Below are 23,185 nucleotides of genomic sequence, written 5' to 3' on the forward strand. Positions count from 1 at the left end.
TGGTGGTGGCTGGCCGCTCAAGCCGCCTCGGGCTCGTGCACGATCTTCAGCGTGCTCTTGTGCTCCTTGATCAGGCGATACACCGTTTCGCCCGGCACGGTTTCCTGCTCGAGAAGTTCATCGGCGATAGAGCGCAGCACAGGTTCATATGCATGCAGCAGGCTGTAACACTGCTCGTTCAGCTCCTTGAGCAGCACGTTTGCCTGCTCTATCGCGCCCTTCATCTGCAGACCCGCGTATTGCGAGGGCAATGCGGCGAGGCTAAACAGATTGCCGTCGCTGTTGAAGCCGAACTTCGACACCATGTCGAGGCTGATGCGCGACGCTTCCTGCAGATCGGAGGCGGCACCGCTCGACGCTTCGGAGAACGCCAGAATTTCCGCGTTACGGCCGCCGAGCAAGACCTTCACTTCGTTGCGAATCTCGGTCTCGCGATAAAGATGCTTGTCCTGCGCCTTGGTGATGAGCGCGACGCCCAGCGCGCCCCCACGCGGCAGAATCGTGACCTCCTCGAGCACGCCGGTGTTCAGCAGCGCCGCAACCAGGCCATGCCCGGCTTCATGCACGGCAATTCGCGTGCGTTCGTCCTCGGTCAATGCGCGTTCCGCGCCGCTCACGTCGCCGATACGCGCGATCTTGATCGCCTCGATGAAATGCTTTGCCGCGATCTCGGTGTCGCCGGCTTTGCGTGCGACGAGCCCAGCCTGATTCACGACCATAGCGACGGTCGCCGGCGACAAGCCGGTGGTCAGGCGCGCGAGCTGATCGTAGTCGATGTCCGCGGCCTTCGACTTCAGCCTCTCCGCATAGAAACGGAAAATCTTCGCGCGGTCCTCGCGATCGGGCAGGCGAACCTGCACGGTGCGATCGAAACGGCCAGGCCGGCGCAAGGCCTCGTCGAGATTATCCGGATGATTGGTGGCCGCGACGATAATCACGCCTTCGTTCGAAGCAAAGCCGTCCATTTCCGCCAGCAACTGATTGATGATGCGGTTGCTCTCCGCTTCGACCGGACCGCCGCCCGTGTCGGTGCGCTTCGCGAGGCCGTCGGCTTCGTCGATGAAGATCACCGTGGGCGCATTCTTGCGCGCCATTTCAAACAGATGCTTGACCTTCTGAATGCCGACGCCGTAATACTTCGCGCTGAAATAGCTGCCGGTGATCGAGATGAAGCTCGCGCCGCATTCTCCGGCCAGCGCCTGTGCGAGCCGCGTTTTGCCCACGCCGGGGCCGCCCACCATCAGGATGCCGCACGGTGCTCGTACGCCCATCGACGTGAATTGCTTCGGGTTCGACAGATAGCCGCGAATGTCCGCGAGCGCCGCCTTCGCTTCACCGGCGCCGATCACGTCGTCGAAGCGCAGCGTGGGCGCCTTGCCGAGCAGCGTCGCGCCGCCGCGCATCTCGCGGCGCATGAACCACACCATGCCGCCGACCAGCAGCAACGGCAGCAGCAGGCTGATTACGTCGCGCGTCTGGTCGAACGCCTGGACCCAGTTCGAGCCGCCCGTGCGGATGTCCGCGTCGGGCAGCCACACCAGTTGGTATGAAGCCGCGTCGCCGTTCTTCGGCTCACCGAGTAACAGCGCGTGTGAGAAGGTCGCGTTGTGGTCGGTCACGAAGTATTTCGAGCCGTCGCGCTTCGACACGAGAATCGCACTGGGACTCACACCGATTGCGGCGACCTTCGCATCATGAATGTCGCGCAGCATTTGCGACGCGTCTTTCTCCTCGCGCGTCCACGCCGACGTGTCGTGGCGCATCTGGTTGGCAACGCCGGTTAGCGCGGGCGCGACCTGCGACGAGCGCTGCTGGTAATGCCAGAAACTGAATGCGAGCGTCAGTGCGATGAGCGCCGCTGCCGCCGCCATGGCGAATTTGCGCGCGCGTGTTTTTCCAAGCGAATTCTTTCCCGGCTTCATGAGTCACTTCCAAAAACGGGCTCAAGCGAGCCCCGATACATATCGAATCAGAGAGGATGAGCGGTTGGGAGAGGAATCGGCAATTGCGACGCCATGCCTGCCCGGAAGAAAGGACACCCAACCATGCGTCCCTTTTTCACCAGCCGCGTATGAGCCAGTATGCAGTGCGGCTGCTTCTTCCAAATCGCAGAAAAGGCCTGTTTCTACCGCTTATCCCGCGGGTTGATGCTGGCGGAAATTAGGGGCGCGAGCGGCGCATGAATGCGGGAGAACACTGCTCCGGCGCACAGTTTAGCAGCGTAAAAAAGGCCGCGTATTCTGTAGACCTATCATTTTCACCCCGCCCCATTTTCGTGGCGCCCGTGCAGTTTGCCGCTCTGGGCGCGCGGTTCGGCGTTACCGCCGCCAACGCGCGGTATATCGGAGCGATCGTCCGGTTTTTGTTAGGCTTCGCCATCCGTCTCGATTCCGCCCGCGCTCGGCTCAAATGGGTGGTGCGCGGCGACCCACACCACACGTCACACTCACACTCATGCTTCGATTTGAGAACCTCAGCAAGCGCTATGGCGACCGCGTCATCTTTCAGCGACTTTGGCACGACTCTGCTGCAGGCTGCGTCGCGCTCAACGACGAGTCCGGCAGCGGCAAGTCCACCTTGCTCGGCATGCTTGCCGGCGTGATCGAGGCTGATGAAGGGGAAATCTGGCTGGGCGGCCATTCACTGCGCGCGGCGCGTAAGGCCGCGCAATCGCTGCTGACGTACGTGCCCGAGGATTGCATGCCGTCGCCTGATCCAACCGGCCGCGAATATCTGCAGCGCGTGGCGTCGGCGAGAGACGCGGTGGTCAATGAGGCGACGCTGGCGCTCGCCGACCGCTTCGGCCTCACGCCGCATCTGGAAAAGCGCTTTGAACAGATGTCGTTCGGCACGCGCAAGAAGTTTTTTTTGACGGCCGCGGTGATTGGCGAAACGAAGGTGCTGATTGCGGACGAGCCCGTCGGCGGACTCGACGCCGCGGCGCGCACGGTGCTGGTGGATCTGTTCACGACGCTCGCGCAAACCCGCACCGTGTTCTTCTCCAGTTACGACGAAGCGTTCACCGAAGCATGCGCGGCCAAAAGCATCACGTTCGCAGATCTCGCGCAGCGCGGTTGAGCCTCACCGCGCTGCGCAGACGCTCAACCGCGTAGCGCTCAGATCGATACGCAAATCTTGCCGAAGTGTGCGCCCGCCGCTTCATGCCTGAACGCGTCGCCGAGCTTCGCGAGTTCGAACGTCCTGTCGATTACCGGCTTGATGCCGGTCACTTCGAGCGCGCGGGTCATATCGCGCTGATCCTGCCGGCTGCCGACAATCAAGCCTTGCAGCCGCTGCTGCCGTGCCATCAGCGCCGCGGTGGGCACCGGGCCCGCGCGTCCGGTCAGTACGCCGATCAGCGCGATGTGGCCGCCTATCCGGCAGGCGGTGATCGACTGCGGCAACGTGCCCGGACCGCCCACTTCGATCACATGATCGACGCCCCGGCCCCCGGTCAACGAGCGCACCTCTTTGCCCCACTCGGGATTCTCGCGGTAGTTGATCGTATGATCGGCGCCGAGCGCGCGCAGCTTTTCGAGCTTCGCATCCGACGAGGATGTCGCGATCACCGAGGCGCCCATGGCCTTGGCAAGCTGTAAGCCGAAGATCGACACGCCGCCGGTTCCGAGCACGAGCACCGTGGCACCCGGTTTCAGCTGACCGTCGACGACCAGCGCACGCCACGCCGTGAGTCCGGCCGTGGTAAGCGTTGCGGCCTCGGCGTGGCTGTAGCCCTTCGGCGCATGCGTAAAGTAGTGGCTCGGCAGCACGACGACTTCGCGCGCGTAGCCGTCGATGCCGTCGCCGGGTGTGGTTTTGAAGTCGCCAATCGTGGGCGCACCGTTCTCCCACCACGGGAAGAAGCACGACACCACATGGTCGCCAGCCTTGAATTCGCCGACGCCTTCGCCGACCGCCTCGACGACACCCGCGCCGTCCGCCATCGGAATCCGTCCGGCGTCGGCGGGCAATACGCCGCTTACAACACCGTAGTCGTGAAAGTTCAACGAGCTGGCGTGGATACGCACGCGGACTTGTCCCGGGCCCGGCTGTCCCGGATCGTCGATATCGACCAACTGGAGACTATCAACGCTGGCAGGTGTTCCGATCTTGACGGCTTTCATGTTGCGAGTCCTTTTGTGATGTGCCTGGGCGCTCGGCGCGCGCCTTGTCACAAAAGCATATCGCAAGCCGCTGGAGCGTGTCGCCGGGTCAGGCAGTCGCGCGGCTTGAACGACGCTGCATTCAAGCCGCTTTGTCGTGCGCCGCCTGCTCGAGCCACAGCCGGCTGTCGGGAAACCAGAACGCGTCTGGCCGCGGTGGAGCGACGAGCTTGACGGGCAACGCCGGGTTGAAAATTCGCGACCACGCGGACAGATAAGACGGCGTTTTGACCAGATAGCCGCAGCGCGACAACAGCAGACTGGAGACCAGCGCTTCACGACCGACTTCCAGACCTGGAAAGCCGCTGAAATGAACCGGCGTCGCGCCGTTCGCGAGCAACCTCGCCGGCGCGACGCTCACCGGCTTGCTGAACGGCCACGCGACGAAGTAGTCGACAAAGGCCTGTTCGTCGCTCGAAATGAACACGTGAGTCAAACGCGGATTCTCGGCTAGCGTCGTTTCGACGTGGCGGCAAAAGTCCTTCCACGAAACGGGAATCGCTTCGAGCGTCTTGTCGGTGCCTCTGAAGTGCACGCCCAGCGTGAAAGCGCCGATCCCAAGCTGCTCGCAGATTGCATCGACCTCGCGAAGGATATGCTGCGCCGGGCGATAGTATGCAAAGAACAGTTCGCTCGCGCTGCCGAGTTCCAGCAGGTGCTCGTAACGTTGCCGGAAGCCTAGCTGCACCAGGTCACGAACCGTCGAAGTCCTGAGCTTGCGCGCGAGCGGCAAAGGAGCTTGAGCGCGTACCGGTTCGAAGAACGCGGAGAACCAGTCGACCTTTCCATCGGCATCGCCATACAGGCCGCCGCGAGCGCTAATGCGCGGCGTCAGGCATTTTTCCTCGCAAAACATGAGGATGAACAACACCATTTGCATGACGGAGAAAAAGCCGGAGTTCTCCTTGATCTCGATCGCAAAGACGCCCCGGTTGAGGCGCTGTGTCGCATGAAGCGATATGCGGCGAGGCGTAGCGACGGAATGCTTGAATCGCTCGCTCCGACGGATCTGTTTTGCCCTGTCGACGACTTTTCTCAACATGCCCGGCCCCTGTTGATCATTTATTTTGTCAAACGGCACACGCCTCACCGGCGATGGAAACCACAACGCGACAGCGCCCGAGCTTAGCACCCCGAACTCACTCGTCAGTAAATCTGGCGTGACGTTGAGTTAGCTAGCGCACAAAAGAACGGTAAGTTATGCCCGGTTCATAACGCTGCTTCAATTGCGCCGCGACGCGCTCGATTACTTCGTCCCAATTGCCCCGTTGCGGTTGCGTGAAGATGCGCACCGTCGGATACCACGGGCTGTCGTCGCGATTGCGCAGCCACCGCCAGCAACCGGCAAAACGATTTAGCAGCCAGACCGGCTTGCCCATGGCCGCTGCCAGATGAGCGACCGACGTATCGACCGAAATGACGAGGTCCAGGTTGTCGATGATCGCGGCAGTGTCTGCAAAGTCCGACACATCGTCCATCCAGTCGGTGAGATACGCTTTCGTCGAGGCGCTCGCGCGCTTGGCCAGGTCGTCGGCTTTCTGCAAGCTGATCCAGCGAATTCGCGACAAAGAAAACAATGGCGCAAATTGCGCACATGTCAGGCTGCGCGCGCGATCTTCGGTGAGCCCGGAGTGGCCGCCGGCCCACACCACGCCGACGCGCGGCAGGTCCGGCCGTGCCAACGCGCCGAGTTTTGCCCGCCACCCGGCGGAACGCCGCGGCTCTGCGCGCAGGTGCGCCGGGGTCGGGATGTTGTCGAGGCGCGTGCCGAATGCCAGCGGCAACGACATCAACGGACATTGCCAGTCCCACTCTTTCACATCAGGCAGGACGTCGTCGAGCATGACGAGGCCGGGCCAGCGCGCACACAACGACTCTTCATAAAGACGCCGCAGCGACGGCGGGCAGATATAGCCCACCTGGGCAAAACGTTCGAGGGCGAGCGGCAGGTAACGCACGAATTGCAAGCTGTCGCCGTGACCTTGCTCCGGCAGAACGAGCAGACGCGCGCCGCCCTCGACGTTGGGATGCTCGCCGTGCGCGCCGCCCCTGACGTCGGGATGCTCGCCCTTCCACTGCGGCCATGGGAGTTCCGGCCGCTGGGACACGGGTTGCCCGTCGGCATCGACGAAATTGGCCCAACGGTCTTCAAAGTACGGCCACGCTTCTTGATATCGGCCCGCCGCCAGCAGGACCTGACTGAGACTTGCGCGCGCGCCGCGATTTGACGGGTCTAACGTCATGGCGCGCCTGAGGTGCTGCTCGGCCTTGCTCAACGAGCCCAGGTCTTTCACGACGACGCCCAGGTTCGCGTGCGCTTGCGCATAGTCCGGCTTGAGTTCGATCAACGTGCGATAGACTGCTGCCGCCTCTTCCGCACGCCCTTGCAACTGCAGCGCGACGCCCAGGTAATAGTGAAGCGCAAGCGAATCCGGCTGATATGCGAGCCCCGCTCTGGCAGTGTGCACAATGCTCGCGAACGCGCGCAGCTTGATCTGGACAAGGCACAGCATGTCGAAGAACGGCGGCTGCGGCTCGACTTCTACTGCACGCTCGATCCAGCGTTGCGCCAATGGCAGTTGGTCCAGCGCGAGAGCCACCAGTCCGCGCGAGTAGAGCGCGGCCGCGTGCGCCGAATCATGCACAATGATTCGATCGAGAAGCGCCTGCGCCGTGTCGAAGCGACCTGCGAGGCGTGCTTCTTCCGCTTCGTTGAACCAGAGCGAAATGGCTTGGGGTGATACCGGGGACTGGTTTTGCATGATCGCGCGAATGAGTCTGCGTGGATAAACCGTGAGGCTCGACTGGCGCAGGCTGCGAACGCTACTCTGCGCTTGGGGGTCACGTCGATTATCGACTTCACAGGCGGGCGCCTGTGTAGGACCGTTCCCAATGGCAGGCACACATTGGCGTCAGCGGTAAAAGTAAAGACGCATGCATGCAGACTTGACCTTACCGCCGTGGGAAGGTCCAAGATCGTCTTGAGACTTCTCTCAGGAGATTGGGAATGAAATTGGAATTAACCGTTCAGGATATGTCTTGCGGTGGATGCGCCAACGCGATTGCTCGCGCGATCGCCGGTCTTGATCCGGCTGCGGCGGTTGACATTGACGTGTCCACAAAGATCGTCAAGATAGCGTCGACGCTGGCACCAACGCAATTCATCGAGGCAATCGCGGCAGCGGGGTTTCATCCGTCGGTGAGAGACTGATGAGCCACGCGTCGCTTGAACAACTTTTTAACGGGAATCGACTATGAAGAAACTTCGCGCCCTTCGTGCATTGTGCCTGTTCGGCGGTGTGGCATGCGCCGTCGCCACTGCGCCTGTCCACGCGCAGCACACGGCGTCCATGCCCGGCATGGACATGTCCTCAGCCGATGCGGGTTCCGGCGACTCGACGCCGGCATTCAAAGCCGCCGACGAAAAGATGATGAAGGACATGAGCGCGCCGGCCTACACGGGGGACGCCGATAAAGACTTCGTCGCGCACATGATCCCGCACCACCAGGGCGCGATAGACATGGCGCAGGTCGAACTCAAGTACGGCAAGGACCCGGAGTTGAAGCGCCTGGCGAGAAACATCATCAAGGCGCAGCATGACGAAATCGGCTTCATGCAACGCTGGCAGGCCAAGCACGGGGCGAAGTAAGGCTGTAAGGGCGACGTGTGCTAGACGGATACGAGCACGGAGAACGGCACGGAGAACGGCGGCCTTCGGTCGCCGGCTACGCTGCGTGTGTGTTCAGTGTTGCGTGACGCCGGGTCCAGGCCCGGCTTCCACGTCGTCGCTTGACGTTTCGTCGACGCAAGCCGTTTCGTGCGGGCCGGTGCTCATGTCCGGCGCCTGCGCCGCCGCCATCTCTTTTGCCTCCTGAAGCAGACGCGCCGCCCGGCTCGCCGTGATGCGCTTCTTCGCGACTCCCTTGGCATCGAGTGCGATCACCTGGAAGAGTTCGCGGTCGCACGCAAGCTCCTGCTGATATTGCTCGCCGGTGCTGACGAGCAATTCGAGCATGGTCTGCTGCCGGTGGCGCTCGTCAATCGTGACAGCAGGATTCCTACATATCGTGGACGCAAGCGTAATCAACGTATCGAATTTGCTCATCTGCCGGTCACAGAGATGGAAAGCCGAGAGCGCAAGCTTTTCGTACTGGAGAGCGTCGACAGGTGGGCGAGAATCGGCTTGCGATTGGCGTTTATTCTTACTCATTGTGCGATCTCCCTAAGACTTCAGTGGGTCGCCCGGCATTCGGTTGAGGTGGGTGAGCGGGCACGACGGGCCTGGAAGACCGGGATACTAACCGACCGGAGAGCCTCGCGGCTCGCCCGCCACTGGCCGCCCCTCGAAACACGGACACGCAGAGGCAGACGCATGCCCCATGTGGGCGGGTGCGCGGTTACGATCACAGGCTTCCAGATCTGACCGTTGAGTGTTTCTCGATGGCCCGGGGATTATAACCAGTGCGAAGCCGCGCAAGTTCAACCGGGCGGGCTAAATGTCCGTGTCGGACGGCACGCATCGGGCCAGCACCGGAGCGTTTCTGCCAGCCACTACACCCTAACCCACCCCTCCATCAAAACCCTCGCACTGCGACTCATCACCGCCTTCCTGACCACCCACTCGCCACCGACAACTGCAGCCTCCGCCCCCACCCGCAGCGTCCCTGACGGATGCCCGAACCTCACTGCTTCACGCTCACCGCCGCCAGCCGCCAGATTCACCAACGTCCCCGGAATCGCCGCCGCGGTACCGATCGCCACTGCGGCCGTGCCCATCATCGCGTGATGCAGCTTGCCCATCGACATTGCGCGAACCAGCAAATCCACGTCGTCCGAGCCGATCTGCTTGCCGCTCGACGACACATAGTCGGCCGGCTTTGCAACGAACGCGATCTTCGGCGTGTGCTGTCGCTTCGCGATCTCGTCCAGATGCTTGATCAGCCCCATGCGCAGCGCGCCGTGTGCGCGAATCGTCTCGAACATTGCGAGCGCCTTTTCATCGCTATTAATGGCGTCTTGCAACTCCGTGCCCTTGTAGCCGATCGCTTCGGCATTCACGAAAATCGTCGGGATTCCGGCGTTGATCATGGTCGCCTTCAGCGTGCCGACGCCCGGCACCTCGAGATCATCCACGAGATTGCCGGTCGGGAACATCGAGCCGCCCGCGCCGTCTTCGTCCGCTGCCGGGTCCATGAATTCGAGCTGCACTTCCGCCGCGGGAAATGTCACGCCGTCGAGTTCGAAGTCGCCCGTTTCCTGCACTGCGCCACCGGTCATCGGCACGTGCGCGATGATCGTCTTGCCGATGTTCGCCTGCCAGATGCGCACGGTCGCCACGCCATCGCGCGGAATCCGGTTTGCCTCGACCAACCCCGCGCTGATCGCGAAAGGACCCACCGCGGCAGAGAGATTGCCGCAATTGCCGCTCCAGTCGACAAACGGCTTGTCTATCGACACCTGTCCGAACAGGTAATCCACATCGTGATCGGGCTTGCTGCTTTTATCGATGATCACGGTCTTGCTCGTGCTCGATGTCGCGCCGCCCATGCCGTCGATCTGCTTGCCGTACGGGTCGGGGCTGCCGATCACGCGCAGCAGCAGCGCGTCGCGCGCCGCGCCGGGCATTTGCGCCGCATCGGGCAAATCCTGCAAGCGGAAGAACACGCCTTTGCTCGTGCCGCCACGCATGTAAGTGGCCGGAATCCTGATCTGCGGTTTGTGCGCCATGAAACAGTGTCCTGAACGATATTGATTAAGCCGCCGCCTTAGACGACTCCAGAAAGTCCTGCGCAAAACGCTGCAGCACGCCGCCGGCCTCGTAGATGGAAAGCTCTTCGGCCGTGTCGAGCCGGCAGGTCACCGGCACCTCGACCCGCTCACCGCTTCTGCGATGAATCACCAGCGTCAGATCCGCGCGCGGCTTGCGCTCGCCGAGTACGTCGAAGGTTTCGGTGCCGTCGATCGCCAGCGTGATGCGGTTCACACCAGGCTTGAATTCGAGCGGCAACACGCCCATGCCAACAAGGTTTGTGCGGTGAATCCGTTCGAATCCTTCGGCGACAATCGCTTCCGCGCCGGCAAGACGCACGCCCTTGGCCGCCCAGTCACGCGACGACCCCTGGCCATAGTCGGCTCCGGCAATCACGATCAGCGGCTGTTTGCGCTCCATATACGTTTCGATCGCTTCCCACATACGCGTGATCTTGCCCTCCGGTTCGATGCGAGCAAAAGAACCGGCCTTCACCTTGCCGTCTTCGATAACCATCTCGTTCCTGAGCGTCGGGTTCGCGAACGTGGCGCGCTGCGCCGTCAGGTGATCGCCGCGATGCGTCGCATACGAATTGAAATCTTCTTCGGGCAAGCCCATTTTCGTCAGGTATTCGCCTGCTGCGCTGTCCGGCAAGATTGCATTCGATGGCGACAGGTGATCGGTCGTGATGTTGTCGCCGAGCACGGCGAGAGCACGCATGCCCTGCAACGTGCGCTCGCCCGCAAGCGCGCCTTCCCAATACGGCGGACGGCGAATGTATGTGCTCATCGGCCGCCAGTCGTAGAGCGGGTTCGCTTTCTCCTGTGTGTCCACCGAAACCGCGAACATCGGCTCGTACACTTTGCGGAATTGCTCGGGCTTGACGCTCGAAGCCACGATTGCATCGATTTCTTCGTCAGACGGCCAGATGTCTTTGAGCGTCACGTTATTGCCTTCGGCATCGACACCGAGCACATCCTTCTCGATGTCGAAGCGAATCGTGCCCGCAATCGCATAAGCCACCACCAGCGGCGGCGATGCAAGAAACGCCTGCTTCGCGAACGGATGAATGCGGCCGTCGAAATTGCGGTTGCCCGACAGCACGGCAGTCGCATACAGGTCGCGCTCCACGATTTCCTTCTGGATCGCCGGGTCGAGCGCGCCGGACATGCCGTTGCACGACGTGCACGCATACGCGACTACGCCAAAACCAAGCTGTTCGAGCTCGGGCAGCAAGCCGGCTTCTTCCAGATACAACGTGACGGCTTTCGAGCCCGGCGCGAGCGATGTCTTCGCCCACGGCTTGCGCGTGAGTCCGCGCCGGTTCGCGTTACGCGCGAGCAGGCCGGCGGCGATCATGTTGCGCGGATTGTTGGTATTCGTGCAGCTCGTGATCGCCGCGATAATCACCGCGCCGTCCGGCATCAAGCCCGGCTCGTTCTCGACCTTGCCGCTAATGCCGCGCGCCGCCAGTTCGGAAACCGGCAGGCGCCGATGGGGATTCGAAGGCCCGGCAAGCGTGCGCACGACCGTGGACAGATCGAACTTCAGCACGCGCTCGTACGCGGCATGCGTGAGGCTGTCGGCCCATAGGCCGGTTTCTTTCGCGTACGTTTCGACGAGCTTCACCAGTTCGTCGTCGCGGCCAGTGAGCTTCAGGTACTTGATGGTCTGCTCGTCGATATAGAACATCGCGGCCGTCGCGCCGAATTCGGGCGCCATGTTCGCAATCGTCGCGCGGTCGCCGAGCGTGAGCTTCGCCGTACCCTCGCCGAAGAATTCAAGGTACGCGCCGACCACTTTTTCCTTGCGCAGAAATTCGGTCAGCGAGAGCACGACGTCGGTTGCGGTAATGCCTTCAGCGGGCTTACCCGTCAACTCCACACCGACGATATCCGGCAGACGCATATACGACGCGCGGCCCAACATCACACTTTCCGCTTCGAGTCCGCCTACGCCGATCGCGATCACGCCGAGCGCGTCGACCATCGGCGTATGCGAGTCCGTGCCCACCAGCGTATCGGGAAACGCGACGCCGTCGCTCACCTGCACGACCGGACTCATGCGTTCGAGGTTGATCTGATGCAGGATGCCGTTGCCCGGCGGAATCACGTCGACGTTCCTGAATGCGCGCTTCGTCCAGTTGATGAAATCGAAGCGGTCTTCATTGCGACGGTCTTCAATAGCCCGGTTCTTCGCGAACGCGTCCGGATCGAAGCCGCCGCACTCCACGGCAAGCGAGTGATCCACGACGAGTTGCGTCGGCACCACCGGATTGACCATCGCCGGGTCGCCGCCTTGCGCGGCGATCGCGTCGCGCAATCCGGCGAGATCGACCAGCGCGGTCTGGCCGAGAATGTCGTGACATACCACGCGCGCCGGAAACCACGGGAAATCCAGCTCGCGCTTGCGTTCCACGATCTGTTTCAGCGACGCGACGAGCGTCACCGGATCGCAGCGCCGCACGAGATTTTCGGCGAGCACACGCGACGTGTACGGCAGCTTGTCGTATGCGCCGGCCTGGATTGCGTCGACGGCGGCGCGCGCATCGAAGAAATCGAGCTGGGTGCCGGGAAGGCGTTTGCGGTAAGCAGTATTCATGGCGTGGGACTAACAGTAATGATGCGGGAACAAGGGCGGCGGCCATCGCATTGAGCGGGCGTTTTTAACGGCGCGTTCCTGCTTTGGTGAAGCAATCGGTCTAGTGTAGCTCGCGTCGGCAAAAAGCGGCCTTGGCTCGGGGTATCAGCGAGCCAAGGCCGAGGTCCGTCGCGTCCGCTCTCTCCGGACGCGATGCGAAACAACCCTTTCAGCTTGCGCGACTGCTTTGACGATCTCAGCCGCGCTTCGCGAGCGGCACGAACGGCAGATCGTCGGGACCGGTGTAATTCGCGCTCGGGCGAATGATCTTGTTGTCGATCCGCTGCTCGATGATGTGCGCGCTCCAGCCAGCCGTGCGTGCAATGACGAAAAGCGGTGTGAACATCGCCGTCGGCACGCCCATCATGTGATACGAAACGGCGCTGAACCAGTCCAGGTTGGGGAACATCTTCTTCGCTTCCCACATCACCGATTCGAGCCTCTCCGCGATGTTGAAAAGCTTGTTGTTGCCCGCTTCCTTCGAAAGCTTCTTCGCCACTTCCTTGATGACCTTGTTGCGCGGGTCCGAGATCGTGTAGACCGGGTGACCGAAACCGATCACCACTTCCTTGTTCTCGACGCGCCGGCGGATATCGCTTTCCGCTTCGTCCGGCGTCTGGTAGCGCGACTGGATCTCGAACGCGACTTCGTTTGCGCCGCCGTGCTTCGGTCCGCGCAGCGCGCCGATCGCGCCCGTGATCGCCGAGTAGATGTCAGAACCGGTGCCCGCGATCACGCGGCCCGTGAACGTCGACGCGTTGAACTCGTGCTCGGCATACAGGTTCAGCGACACATGCATTGCATCGACCCACGACTTCGACGGCTCGACACCATGCAGCAGATGCAGGAAGTGGCCGCCGATCGAATCGTCGTCGGTTTCCACTTCAATGCGTTTGCCGTTGTGCGAATAGTGGTACCAGTACAGCAGCATCGAGCCGAGCGACGCCATCAGCTTGTCGGCGATATCGCGCGCGCCGGGCAGGTTGTGATCGTCCTTCTCCGGCAGCACGGTGCCGAGCACCGAGACGCCGGTGCGCATCACGTCCATTGGATGTGCGGCGGCGGGAATCCATTCGAGCGCGGCCTTCACATTTGCGGGCAGGCCGCGCAGCGCCTTCAGCTTCGTCTTGTAGGCGGTGAGTTCGGCTTGGGTCGGCAGCTTTTCGTGCACGAGCAGATACGCGATCTCCTCGAACTCGCAATTGCCCGCGATGTCGAGAATGTCGTAGCCGCGATAGTGCAGGTCGTTGCCGGTCTTGCCGACCGTGCAAAGCGCCGTGTTGCCCGCGGTCACGCCGGACAGCGCGACGGATTTCTTCGGTTTGAATGCGCCCGCGTTCGGCGTGCTGTTGTCTGCTTCGCTCATCAGTTTGTCTCCAGTTGCCATGGTGCGTTTTTGAACGGGTCGTTAAACGCAAAGATCGGGCCATGTCTTGCAGCACACGCTAAGTGCCTGTTTCGGCGAAGATCCCGCAATCTGCGAAACATCTGTCATTTCACTCATGAAAGGTCGGCGTTTCATTTTTGAAATGGATGCGAGCATAATGACTGGATCTTGCCAATCGGGAGCGCACCGCGCGCCACTGCCGTGAGCACACCTCCTTTCGACACCGTCCAGCGCCCGCGCATCTGGGCGCTCAGCATCAGCCGCCTGCGCGATCTGTTTTTCGACATCGCCGGCGAATACGTGGAGCGCGCCGACCTGCGCATCGTCGCGCAAGGTTTCGAAGACGCCGTTCGCGAGATCGAGGCTGCCGGAGCGTCGCGTCCCGATGTCGTCATTGCCGGCGGCTCGAACGGCGCATATCTGAAAACGCGCGTCGCCGTGCCGGTCGTGATGATCACGCCAACGGGCTTCGACGTCATGCACGCGCTCGCGCGCGCTCGCCGCGAAGGCGCGAAAGTCGCGCTCGTCACGCATGGCAATACGCCCGACGAGGTGCGCCGCTTCGTCACCGCATTCGGGCTAGATGTGACGTTCGCCTCGCATCAGTCCGCGCAAGACGCGGAAAGCGTCGTGCTCGATCTGCGCGATCGGGGCGTGGACGTGGTGGTCGGCCCAGGCCTCGTGACCGACCTGGCCGCGAACGCCGGCATGGGCGCCGTGTTTCTCTACTCGCGCGCGTCGGTGCGCGCCGGTTTCGACACGGCGCTCGAAGTCGCGCAGGCCACGCGGCGTGAAACGATACGCCGTCAACGGCTCGACAACCTGCTGCAACACTTGCGCGACGGCGTCGTCGCGCTCGACTCGCAAGGCCGCGTAGAAGCGATGAACCAGCGTCTTGCCGCCGTGCTCGGCATCGACCCGGCAAAAGCAGTGGGGCGCGCGTTGCTCGACCTTGCACCGGATCTCGCGGGCAGCCTGCCCGATTCGGACGGCGATGCGTTCTGCACGGTGCGCGGCGCGAGCTATGTCGTGCATCGCGGGCCGCTCGCGACGAGCGGCGCGGCGGCGGGCACGGTGCTGACGTTCCAGGAATCGCGCGCGGTTGAGCGGCTCGACCGCACATTGCGCTCGCGTCAGCGTGTGCAGCAGTTCAGCGCGCGGTACCGGCTTGAAGACATGGTGGGCGCATCGGAATCCATGCAGCGGGTGCGCGCGCTCGTGCAGCGTTATGCAAGGTCGGACGCCACCGTGCTGATTCTCGGCGAGAGCGGCACCGGCAAGGAAATGGTCGCGCAAAGCATGCATCACCTGAGCGCGCGGCGCGACTTCGCGTTCGTCGCAATCAATTGCGGCGCTTTTCCCGAAGCCTTGCTGGAAAGTGAACTGTTCGGTTACGAGGAAGGCGCGTTCACCGGCGCGCGCAAAGGCGGCAAGGCGGGGCTCATTGAAGTCGCGCATCGCGGCACGCTGTTTCTCGATGAAATCGGCGAAATGCCGCTCTCGTTGCAAAGCCGGTTGTTGCGCGTGCTGCAGGAGCGGGAGGTCGTGCGGCTCGGTTCGACGGAGCCCACGCGCGTCGACATTCGTGTTGTCGCGGCGACGCATCGGGCGTTGACCGCAGGCATCGAAGCGGGCACTTTCCGCGCCGATCTGTACTACCGGCTCAACATTCTCAGCATCGCGCTGCCGCCGCTGCGCGAGCGTCCAACGGACCTGATTCCGCTCGCCGTCGAGTTGCTATTGCAAGCAGCATCGCGTGAGCCGAGGCTCGCCGCGCGCCTGCCCGACGCCGCTGCCGCTGGTCGCGTTCTGGCCGGGCTCGCGGAGCCGTTGCAGCGCTATGCGTGGCCTGGCAACGTGCGGGAATTGCAGAACGTGGTGGAGCGAATCGCGGTCGAGCTTGCCGAGATGGAGACTCAGACGCACGTGGATCTGCACGCACAAGCCGGCGCACAAACCAACGCGAGGAGGAACGGCGCAATTGCGCAACCGCTCATCACACGCGACATGCTGCGCACCATCGCGCCCGAGATCATGGAGCCGCACCACACGCGTTCGAAGAAAGCCGCGCTTACGTTGCGCGAACGCAGCCGTCATGTGGAAGCCGACGAAATCCGCGCCGCCCTTGCCGCGCACGGCGGCGATCGCGACGCGGTTTGCGCCGCGCTCGGCATCAGCAAGACGACCTTATGGCGGAAGTTGAACGCACCGCGCTAGCTTTCGCGCTCACATTGCCATGCTTGCCCGCATTGCCAGTATTGGCCGCCGCGCGTTGAATGAACATGCTGGGTGTCATGCCGCAGCATCGTTTGAAATGCCGGCCAAAATGGCTTTGATCGAAAAAGCCGACCTCGGTGGCGACCACCGATCCGGGCACGCCTTCAAGCAGCATCGTCTGCGCCCGCTGAATCCGCACGCCGCACAGGTAGCGATACGGCGACGATCCGTATTGCTGCCGGAACACCGTCGCGAAGCGCGACACGCTCAGTGCGGACAGTGCCGCGAGTTGCGCGAGCGTCACCGGCTCGTTGAAATGCGCTTCGATAAAAGCCCGCGCGGCATTGAGGCTGAGGGACTGTTTCATGACATCACGATGCTCGAACGAGGCGCCGGCTCTTTTGCGAAACGCCGAATGGAGAACTTGTCCAGCGGAATGGGCGTGCTGCCCGTATCCACGAGTTCCGCCATTGTCTCGCCGACGCCCGGGCCAATCTGAAACCCGGCGCCGTTAAAGCCGAATGCATAGAAGAGACCGTCGACCTTGCTGCTCGGACCGATCACCGGCTCGCCGTCGGGCAGATAACTTTCGACGCCGCTCCACACGCGAATCACATGCAGCGGCGCAAGCGCGGGCACGAGCCGCCGCATCTGCGCGAGCTGACGCACCGTGTTCTGAGGCAAGACCGACGCGCGGCTCGTTACCGGATCGGCCGGCCCTGCGGGGCCGCCGCCGACGATGATGTTGCCGCGCGGAATCTGCCGGAAGTAAATGCCTTCCTGCTTGATGGACGTGAACACGCCCATCGACGATTTGAACACGTAGGGCACCGGCTCCGTCACGCACATTTGCGGGCCGCTCACCGTAAGCGGAGCGCCCTCGCCGAATTGTTCGGTAAGACGCGTCGCCCAGGCGCCCGCACAAATGACCAGTTGCGCGGCGCGGTACACGTCGCCCCGCGCGCTTTCCACGCGAAAGCGCTCGCCGTCTTTTTCGACGCGCACGATCTCCGTGTTCTCGATCACCTGCGCGCCGAGCCGCGCCGCTGCGCGTCCGAATGCGGGCGCGGCCAGTCGCGGGTTCGCGTGGCCGTCGAGCGGCGAGATGGACGCAGCCAGCACTTCACGTCCAAGAAAGGGAAAGCGCCGGAACATCGCTTCGCCGTGCAACACTTCGAGTTCTAGTCCGTGAGCGCGAGCGTCGATCGCGTACTGATCGAAATTCTCGACGTCTTTCTGGTGATAGCACACGCGCGTATGGCCGACCGGCAGAAACTCGACATCGTCGCCGAGCAATTCAGCCGAGCGCTGCCAGGTACGCAACGCGCGATTGGCCATTGCCAGTTGCGGCAATGCGCGGCCTTGCCGCCGGATGCCGCCAAAGTTCACGCCGCTCGCCTGCTGCCCGGTCAGACCGCGTTCCAGCAGAATCACCGAGCGATTGCGCCGGCTCAGAAAGAACGCCGTCGTGGTGCCCATGATGCCGCCGCCGATCACGATGACATCCGCTTCGTTGCGAGTTGCCGCGCTCATTGCGTCACCTCCTCGGTGAGTGTCTCGGTGAGCGCCTCGGTGAGTGCAACAGGCAGCGGCTTGACGGGCGCCTGGCCGCGCAACCGTCCCACCGACGACAACGGCACGCAAGCGGCCGCCGCAATGATCTCCGCGCCCGCGTGAGCGCAATAGCGGCCTTGGCAACGGCCCATGCCGACGCGCGAAAACGCCTTCGCGCGATTGGCTTCCCGCGCGCCCGCCTCGCATACGACGCTGCGCAACTCGCCGGCCGTAATCGCTTCGCAGCGGCAAACAATGGTCTCGTCCGGCAGCGACGCGGCGAACTTCGCCGGCCACGGAAACGCTTCGCGCAACCCCGCGGCAAAGCGTGTAAAGCGCGCGAGTTCAGCGCGCAAGCCTTCCATGTCCTTCATGCCCCCGGTCTGCATGCCGTGGTCGTGCATGGCGGCGAGCGCCGCGAGGCGGCCGGAACGCTCCGCTGCGTCCGCGCCGCGCACGCGCGCGCCATCGCCCGCGAGATAGACGCCTTTGATGCTGCTACGGCCGTCGTTGTCCACTTGCGCGAGCCACTGCTGCGCATCGTCGTCGAAGACGAAGCGGCAACCGGCAAGATCCGCGAGTTGCGTTTCTGGGCGCAGGTGATAGCCGAGCGCGACCGCATCGCATGCGAACTCCATGCGCTTGCCGCCCGGCAGCGCCGCTTCCACACCGCTCACGCCCGTTTGCGGGGAACCTTTGATCTCAAGAGGCTGCACGCCGCGATAAACCGGCACGCGCGCTTTCGACAACACGCGCGTCAACGCAATGCCCTTTTTGAGCGCGGCGGGAATCGCGAGCAAGCGCGGCAAAGCGGCCATGCGCTGCATGAAGGTCGACGTGTCGAGCACTGCCGCGATCTGCGCGCCCGCCTTCACGTATTGTGCGGACACGAGATACAGCAGCGGCCCGCTGCCCATCATCACGATGCGCGAGCCGATTGCGCAACCTTGCGATTTCAATGCGACCTGCGCGCCGCCAAGACTGTATGTGCCCGCCTGATGCCAGCCTTTGACGGGCATGAGCCGGTCAGTTGCACCGCTGCAAATGATCAGCGCGTCGAACGGCAGCGAGCCGTAACGCGTGCCGCTCACTGTGTGCACCGCATTCGCCGAGATATTCCACACCAGCGTTTCGGGCAGATAGTCGAGCCTGCCTCTCAGAGAATCGAAGCTCTGATGCAACGAAGCGGCGCGCTCCGCCTCCGTGCCATAGAGCGTGTCATAGCTGCGGGAAAAGCCTTCCGGCTGACGCCGGTATATCTGTCCGCCGTCGCGCCGGCCTTCGTCGATAACGGTTGGACGAAGCCCGGCTTCAACAAGCGCCTGAGCCGCACGCACCCCCGCCGGGCCCGCACCGATGATGACTACACGCGGGGCCATACGCCCTCCCCGGCTTCGGCCAGTTTCGTGACGATCGACATGCCGGGCGCCGCCGGCGTGCTGCACGCGCGCACGCGCTCGCCTTGCGCGGTCCATACCCAGCAGTCCTGACACGCGCCCATCAGACAGAAGCCGGCGCGACGGCCATCGCCGAATTCGGAATCGCGCAGCGTGCTTCCGCTCGTGAGCAATGCGACCATCAGCGTGTCGCCTTCGGCGGCTTCGCGTATCACGCCGTCGACGGTAATCGGGAAGGTCTTGCGACCGGTTTCCGCGAGCCGCACAAATCGCTGATTCATGCCGGGATCGTCTCCAGGGTTTGCAAACGGCTGAGCTCGGCCGCCGAATGGTGGCAAAGAATTTCCGCGCCGGAAGGAAGCTTCTTGAGCGACGGCGGCGTCATGTTGCATCTACCGTCGATACGCACGGGACAGCGTGAACGGAACGAACACAGTTCGGGCACCTCGGCGCTCTCGCCCATCGCGGGCAATGCGCAAGCAGCCACGTGACGGCGCGCGTCGAGCCAGCCGGGCCTCAGTTCGGGCACCGAATCGACGAGCAACTCCGTGTACGGGTGATACGGCGGCGCGGCGAGCACGTCGCGCTGTCCCGCTTCGACGCGCTGCCCCGCGTACAACACGATCACTTCGTCGCAGATCGCGCGCACGGTGGAAATGTCGTGGCTGATGAACATGTACGACACTCCAAGCTCGCGCCGCAACTCGGCGAGCAGATCGAGGATCGCGGCGCCGACCACCGTGTCGAGCGCGGATGTCACTTCGTCGCAGAGAATCAGCGCGGGATCGGCAGCGAGCGCGCGCGCCAGATTGACGCGTTGCTTCTGGCCGCCGGATAAACCGGCAGGCGTGCGAGCCGCGATCGAAGCCGGCAGCTTCACCAGATCGAGCAGCGCGAGCATGCGTTTCTTAGCAGCAGCGCCACGCAGATGGTGATAGAACGCGAGCGGCCGGCCCAGAATGTCCGCAATCGAATGGCTCGGGTTCAGCGCGGTGTCCGCGTTCTGGAACACGATCTGGATCTGCCGGTACTGCTCGGGCGTGCGGCGCGACAGTTGCGCCGGCAGCGCCTCGCCGTTGAACAGCACGTCGCCGCGTGCGCGGTCGACGAGACCCGCGACCACGCGCGCGAGCGTCGTCTTGCCCGAACCCGATTCGCCGATCACGCCGAGCGCGCTGCCGCGGGCAATGGTGAGGCTCACGTCATCGAGCACCCGCACGGCGGGCACGCCGAAACGGTCGATGCGGCCATAACCCGCCGACAGTCCGCGGATTTCCAGCAGCGGCGGCACGCGCTTCGCGCCTTCCGTCGTGTCGAATGACGCTTCCGGGCGGCGCGTCGCGGCGAGCAACTGGCGCGTGTAGGCATCGACGGGGGCGTCGAGCACTTGCGCGACCGCACCGTTCTCCTTGACCGCACCGCCGTTCAGCACGACGATGCGATCGGCCATCTGCGCGACCACGGCAAGATCGTGCGACACATACACAGCAGTCGTGCCGAGTTCGCGTACCACCTTCTTGAAAGCCGCGAGCACTTCGATTTGCGTGGTGACGTCGAGCGCGGTAGTCGGTTCGTCGAACACGACGACAGCCGGATCGGTAATCAACGCCATCGCGGCCATCAAGCGCTGCAACTGCCCGCCGGACACCTGATGCGGATAGCGATCGCCGATCGTCTCCGGCGCGGGCAACGCGAGCGCGCGAAAGAGCCCAATTGCCTTGGTCCGCGCGGCGTCTTTAGTCATCAACTGATGCAGCAGCGCCGGCTCGGTGACCTGATCCATGATCGTGCGCGCCGGATTGAAGCCAGCCGCCGCGCTCTGCGCGACATACGCGACGGTGCGCGCGCGCAACGCGCGGCGTCCCCTGGCGTCGAGCGACAGCACGTCGACCTCGCCGATGCGCACCGCGCCGCCGCTGATCGAGCAGCCCGCGCGAGCATAGCCGAGCAGCGCCAACGCAATGGTCGTCTTGCCCGAACCCGACTCGCCGATCAGCGCAAGCACCTCGCCCTTCTTCACCGAAAAGTCGACGCCTTTGACGATCTCCGTCACCGGCCCGTGCGCCGTGCCGGCGACGACACGCAGCCCCTTCACTTCAATCATGTCCCGGTCGGCCATCATGCGTCTCCGTGGCTACGGCTGCGACGCCGCAAGTTGTCGATCAGCAAATTCATGCCGATGGTCAGCGTGGCAATCGCCACCGCCGGCATCAGGACCGCGGGCGCGCCTTCCGACAAGCCGCCGATGTTCTCGCGCACGAGCGAACCCCAGTCGGCGTTGGGCGGCTGCACGCCGAGGCCGAGGAAGCTCAGGCCGCTCAACAGCAGCACGATGAACACGAAGCGCAGCCCGAAATCCGCGAGCATGGGATGGATCATGTTCGGCAGTACCTCGACGCGCGCGATATACAACAGACCTTCGCCGCGCGCGCGGGCCACCTGCACGTATTCCAGGCCCATCAGGTTCAACGCGAGCGAACGCGAGATACGAAACGCGCCGGGAATGTACGCAAGCGCGGCAACAGTGGTGAGCATCGTGATCGACGATCCGAAAGCCGCGATCACGACGAGCGCGAGCACCTTGCTCGGAATCGAAATCAGCGCATCGAACAGGCGGCTCAACACTTCATCGACCCATTTGCCCGACACCGCCGCGAGCAGGCCGAAGAACGTGCCGATTACGCTCGCGAGCAACGCGGCCGCGAGCGCGAGGCCCACCGTATAGCGCGCGCCGTACAGAATGCGGCTCAGCATGTCGCGGCCGAGATAATCGGTGCCGAGCGGATAGGCCGCGCTATAGCGGCCGAAAATTTCCGTCGACGTCAGCGCGCCGCCTTTGTACGGCGCGACCAGCGGTCCGATGAAAGCGACCAGCAGCCAGAACAGCACCATCAGCAGGCCAAGCAGGCCGAGCACCGAAAAGCGCTGCACGAGGCGTTGCAGCACGTTGTACTTCGGGCTCGCCACTTCGACGGGCGTCGTCTCGGCGACGAGTTCATCGCGGCTGACGTCGTATAGCTCGGTGCCGGCGTGAGGAACGTGGGGATTGGTAGGTCGGGTCATCATCGACGCAGCCTCGGGTTGGATACGATCTGACACAGATCCGCGATCAGCACGAGCGCGAGATACGCGGCGCAAAACACCATCACGCAGCCTTGTACGAGCGGCATGTCGCGATTCGTCACGGCGTCGACCATCAGGCTCGCAAGGCCCGGATAGTTGAAGATCGACTCGACGATCACCACGCCGCCGAACAGATACGACAGGCTCAGCGCGACGGCATTGGCAATCGGCCCAATGGTGTTCGGGAGCACATGCCGCAACACCACGCGCCCTGGCGAAGCGCCCTTGAGCAGCGCCATTTCCACATACGACGAGTTGAGCTGATCGAGCACGGCGGCGCGCGTCATGCGCGCCATCTGCGCGACGATCACGCAGCACAGCGTCATGACCGGCATCGCGTAGATGCGCAGCAGCGCGCCGAACGAATTCACTTCGGACAGATACGACAGCGCGGGCAGCCAGCGCAGCTTCACGGCGAAAATCAGCACCGCGACCGTCGCGACGAGAAACTCGGGAACGGCAACGGTCGACAGCGTCAGCACATTCAGCACACGGTCGAGCAGCGAGCCGCGAAACATCGCCGACGCGATGCCGATTACCAGCGCGACCGGCACCGACACCACCGCGGTCAAGCCGGCGAGCACGAGGGAGTTCGGCAGGCGCGTCGCGATCAACTGGCTAACGGGCAGATTGTTCGACAACGACGTGCCGAAGTTGCCAGTCACAATATGAAGAAGCCACTCGAAGTAGCGTTGCAGCGCGGGCTGATCGAGCCCGAACTGATGCCGCAATGCGGCGACGGCCTCCGGCGTGGCCGCCTGGCCGAGCGCCTGTTGCGCGGCGTCGCCGGGAAGCAGCCCCGTGACGCCGAACACGATTGCCGAAACCAGCAGGAGCGTGAGCAGCGCGAGGCCGAGGCGCGCGGCGATGAGTCGTTGCGCGTGTGCTTTCATTGAAAGTCGCCTCCTTTTTTGCAGCATGCGCGCCGCGTCGCAGCGGCGCGCCGGTGCACGT

19 protein-coding genes are annotated in these 23,185 nt (G+C 63.4%); 4 read left to right on the top strand and 15 right to left on the bottom strand.

The window, feature by feature from the left end; genetic code table 11:
• Positions 1 to 17: 17 nt before the first annotated feature.
• Entirely contained in the window at positions 18 to 1,922 is a 1,905-nt protein-coding gene (locus JMY24_RS12440; RefSeq protein ID WP_128597663.1) for an AAA family ATPase, read from the bottom strand.
• A 532-nt stretch (positions 1,923 to 2,454) separates the two neighbouring features.
• On the opposite strand from JMY24_RS12440, the gene JMY24_RS12445 reads away from it, so the two are divergent.
• Positions 2,455 to 3,078: an ABC transporter ATP-binding protein gene (locus tag JMY24_RS12445; RefSeq protein WP_201702137.1), complete on the top strand. Its 624-nt coding sequence runs from the start codon at positions 2,455 to 2,457 to the stop codon at positions 3,076 to 3,078.
• A gap of 38 nt (positions 3,079 to 3,116) precedes the next feature.
• Here JMY24_RS12445 and JMY24_RS12450 read toward each other — a convergent pair whose 3' ends face one another.
• From JMY24_RS12450 to JMY24_RS12460, 3 genes are all read right to left on the bottom strand, one after another.
• Positions 3,117 to 4,124 (bottom strand): zinc-dependent alcohol dehydrogenase family protein, encoded by a 1,008-nt coding sequence (locus tag JMY24_RS12450; protein WP_201702138.1) that lies wholly within the window; start codon positions 4,122 to 4,124, stop codon positions 3,117 to 3,119.
• 121 nt (positions 4,125 to 4,245) lie between these two features.
• A complete protein-coding gene (locus JMY24_RS12455; RefSeq protein WP_128597664.1) occupies positions 4,246 to 5,205 on the bottom strand; it encodes an O-fucosyltransferase family protein in 960 nt (319 codons plus the stop codon).
• 133 nt (positions 5,206 to 5,338) lie between these two features.
• The gene (locus tag JMY24_RS12460; protein ID WP_201702139.1) at positions 5,339 to 6,925 is read right to left on the bottom strand and encodes a tetratricopeptide repeat protein; all 1,587 of its coding nucleotides are present in this window, start codon (positions 6,923 to 6,925) and stop codon (positions 5,339 to 5,341) included.
• 251 nt (positions 6,926 to 7,176) lie between these two features.
• Here JMY24_RS12460 and JMY24_RS12465 point away from each other — a divergent pair, with 251 nt between their 5' ends.
• A complete protein-coding gene (locus JMY24_RS12465; RefSeq protein ID WP_128590625.1) occupies positions 7,177 to 7,374 on the top strand; it encodes a heavy-metal-associated domain-containing protein in 198 nt (65 codons plus the stop codon).
• Positions 7,375 to 7,417: 43 nt separating this feature from the next.
• Positions 7,418 to 7,813, top strand: a complete 396-nt coding sequence (copM, locus tag JMY24_RS12470) for a CopM family metallochaperone (RefSeq protein WP_128597666.1) — start codon at positions 7,418 to 7,420, stop codon at positions 7,811 to 7,813.
• 93 nt (positions 7,814 to 7,906) lie between these two features.
• On the opposite strand, the gene JMY24_RS12475 is transcribed toward copM, so the two are convergent.
• The 4 genes from JMY24_RS12475 to prpC form a co-directional block, all read right to left on the bottom strand.
• A complete protein-coding gene (locus JMY24_RS12475) occupies positions 7,907 to 8,374 on the bottom strand; it encodes a hypothetical protein (RefSeq protein WP_128597667.1) in 468 nt (155 codons plus the stop codon).
• A gap of 341 nt (positions 8,375 to 8,715) precedes the next feature.
• A complete protein-coding gene (prpF, locus tag JMY24_RS12480; RefSeq protein ID WP_201702141.1) occupies positions 8,716 to 9,891 on the bottom strand; it encodes a 2-methylaconitate cis-trans isomerase PrpF in 1,176 nt (391 codons plus the stop codon).
• A gap of 25 nt (positions 9,892 to 9,916) precedes the next feature.
• A complete protein-coding gene (acnD, locus tag JMY24_RS12485) occupies positions 9,917 to 12,514 on the bottom strand; it encodes a Fe/S-dependent 2-methylisocitrate dehydratase AcnD (protein ID WP_128597668.1) in 2,598 nt (865 codons plus the stop codon).
• 235 nt (positions 12,515 to 12,749) lie between these two features.
• Positions 12,750 to 13,919, bottom strand: coding sequence for a bifunctional 2-methylcitrate synthase/citrate synthase (gene prpC / locus JMY24_RS12490; RefSeq protein ID WP_201702142.1), 1,170 nt, complete (start codon positions 13,917 to 13,919; stop codon positions 12,750 to 12,752).
• 222 nt (positions 13,920 to 14,141) lie between these two features.
• Here prpC and prpR point away from each other — a divergent pair, with 222 nt between their 5' ends.
• The gene (prpR, locus tag JMY24_RS12495) at positions 14,142 to 16,157 is read left to right on the top strand and encodes a propionate catabolism operon regulatory protein PrpR (RefSeq protein ID WP_128597710.1); all 2,016 of its coding nucleotides are present in this window, start codon (positions 14,142 to 14,144) and stop codon (positions 16,155 to 16,157) included.
• Here the strand turns inward: prpR and JMY24_RS12500 are convergent.
• Genes JMY24_RS12500 through JMY24_RS12530 form a run of 7 tightly spaced genes read right to left on the bottom strand, consistent with a single transcriptional unit; the run spans position 16,114 to position 23,124 of the window.
• Positions 16,114 to 16,524: a helix-turn-helix domain-containing protein gene (locus JMY24_RS12500; protein WP_128592264.1), complete on the bottom strand. Its 411-nt coding sequence runs from the start codon at positions 16,522 to 16,524 to the stop codon at positions 16,114 to 16,116. The genes prpR and JMY24_RS12500 overlap by 44 nt on opposite strands.
• Entirely contained in the window at positions 16,521 to 17,690 is a 1,170-nt protein-coding gene (locus tag JMY24_RS12505) for an NAD(P)/FAD-dependent oxidoreductase (RefSeq protein WP_201702143.1), read from the bottom strand. Before JMY24_RS12505 ends, JMY24_RS12500 begins: the two co-directional genes overlap by 4 nt.
• Entirely contained in the window at positions 17,687 to 19,090 is a 1,404-nt protein-coding gene (locus tag JMY24_RS12510) for an FAD/NAD(P)-dependent oxidoreductase (RefSeq protein WP_128597712.1), read from the bottom strand. The genes JMY24_RS12505 and JMY24_RS12510 overlap by 4 nt, the downstream gene beginning before the upstream one ends.
• Positions 19,075 to 19,389, bottom strand: coding sequence for a (2Fe-2S)-binding protein (locus JMY24_RS12515; protein ID WP_128597713.1), 315 nt, complete (start codon positions 19,387 to 19,389; stop codon positions 19,075 to 19,077). Before JMY24_RS12515 ends, JMY24_RS12510 begins: the two co-directional genes overlap by 16 nt.
• Positions 19,386 to 21,227, bottom strand: a complete 1,842-nt coding sequence (locus tag JMY24_RS12520; protein ID WP_201702174.1) for an ABC transporter ATP-binding protein — start codon at positions 21,225 to 21,227, stop codon at positions 19,386 to 19,388. The genes JMY24_RS12515 and JMY24_RS12520 overlap by 4 nt, the downstream gene beginning before the upstream one ends.
• Positions 21,227 to 22,174, bottom strand: a complete 948-nt coding sequence (locus tag JMY24_RS12525) for an ABC transporter permease (RefSeq protein WP_128597715.1) — start codon at positions 22,172 to 22,174, stop codon at positions 21,227 to 21,229. The genes JMY24_RS12520 and JMY24_RS12525 overlap by 1 nt, the downstream gene beginning before the upstream one ends.
• On the bottom strand, positions 22,171 to 23,124 hold the full coding sequence (locus tag JMY24_RS12530) for an ABC transporter permease (RefSeq protein WP_128589310.1): 954 nt from the start codon (positions 23,122 to 23,124) through the stop codon (positions 22,171 to 22,173). Before JMY24_RS12530 ends, JMY24_RS12525 begins: the two co-directional genes overlap by 4 nt.
• Between the last annotated feature and the right edge of the window lie 61 nt (positions 23,125 to 23,185).

Origin of the sequence: Paraburkholderia kirstenboschensis, from assembly GCF_904848585.1 — a bacterium.
GTDB classification, from domain to species: domain Bacteria; phylum Pseudomonadota; class Gammaproteobacteria; order Burkholderiales; family Burkholderiaceae; genus Paraburkholderia; species Paraburkholderia kirstenboschensis.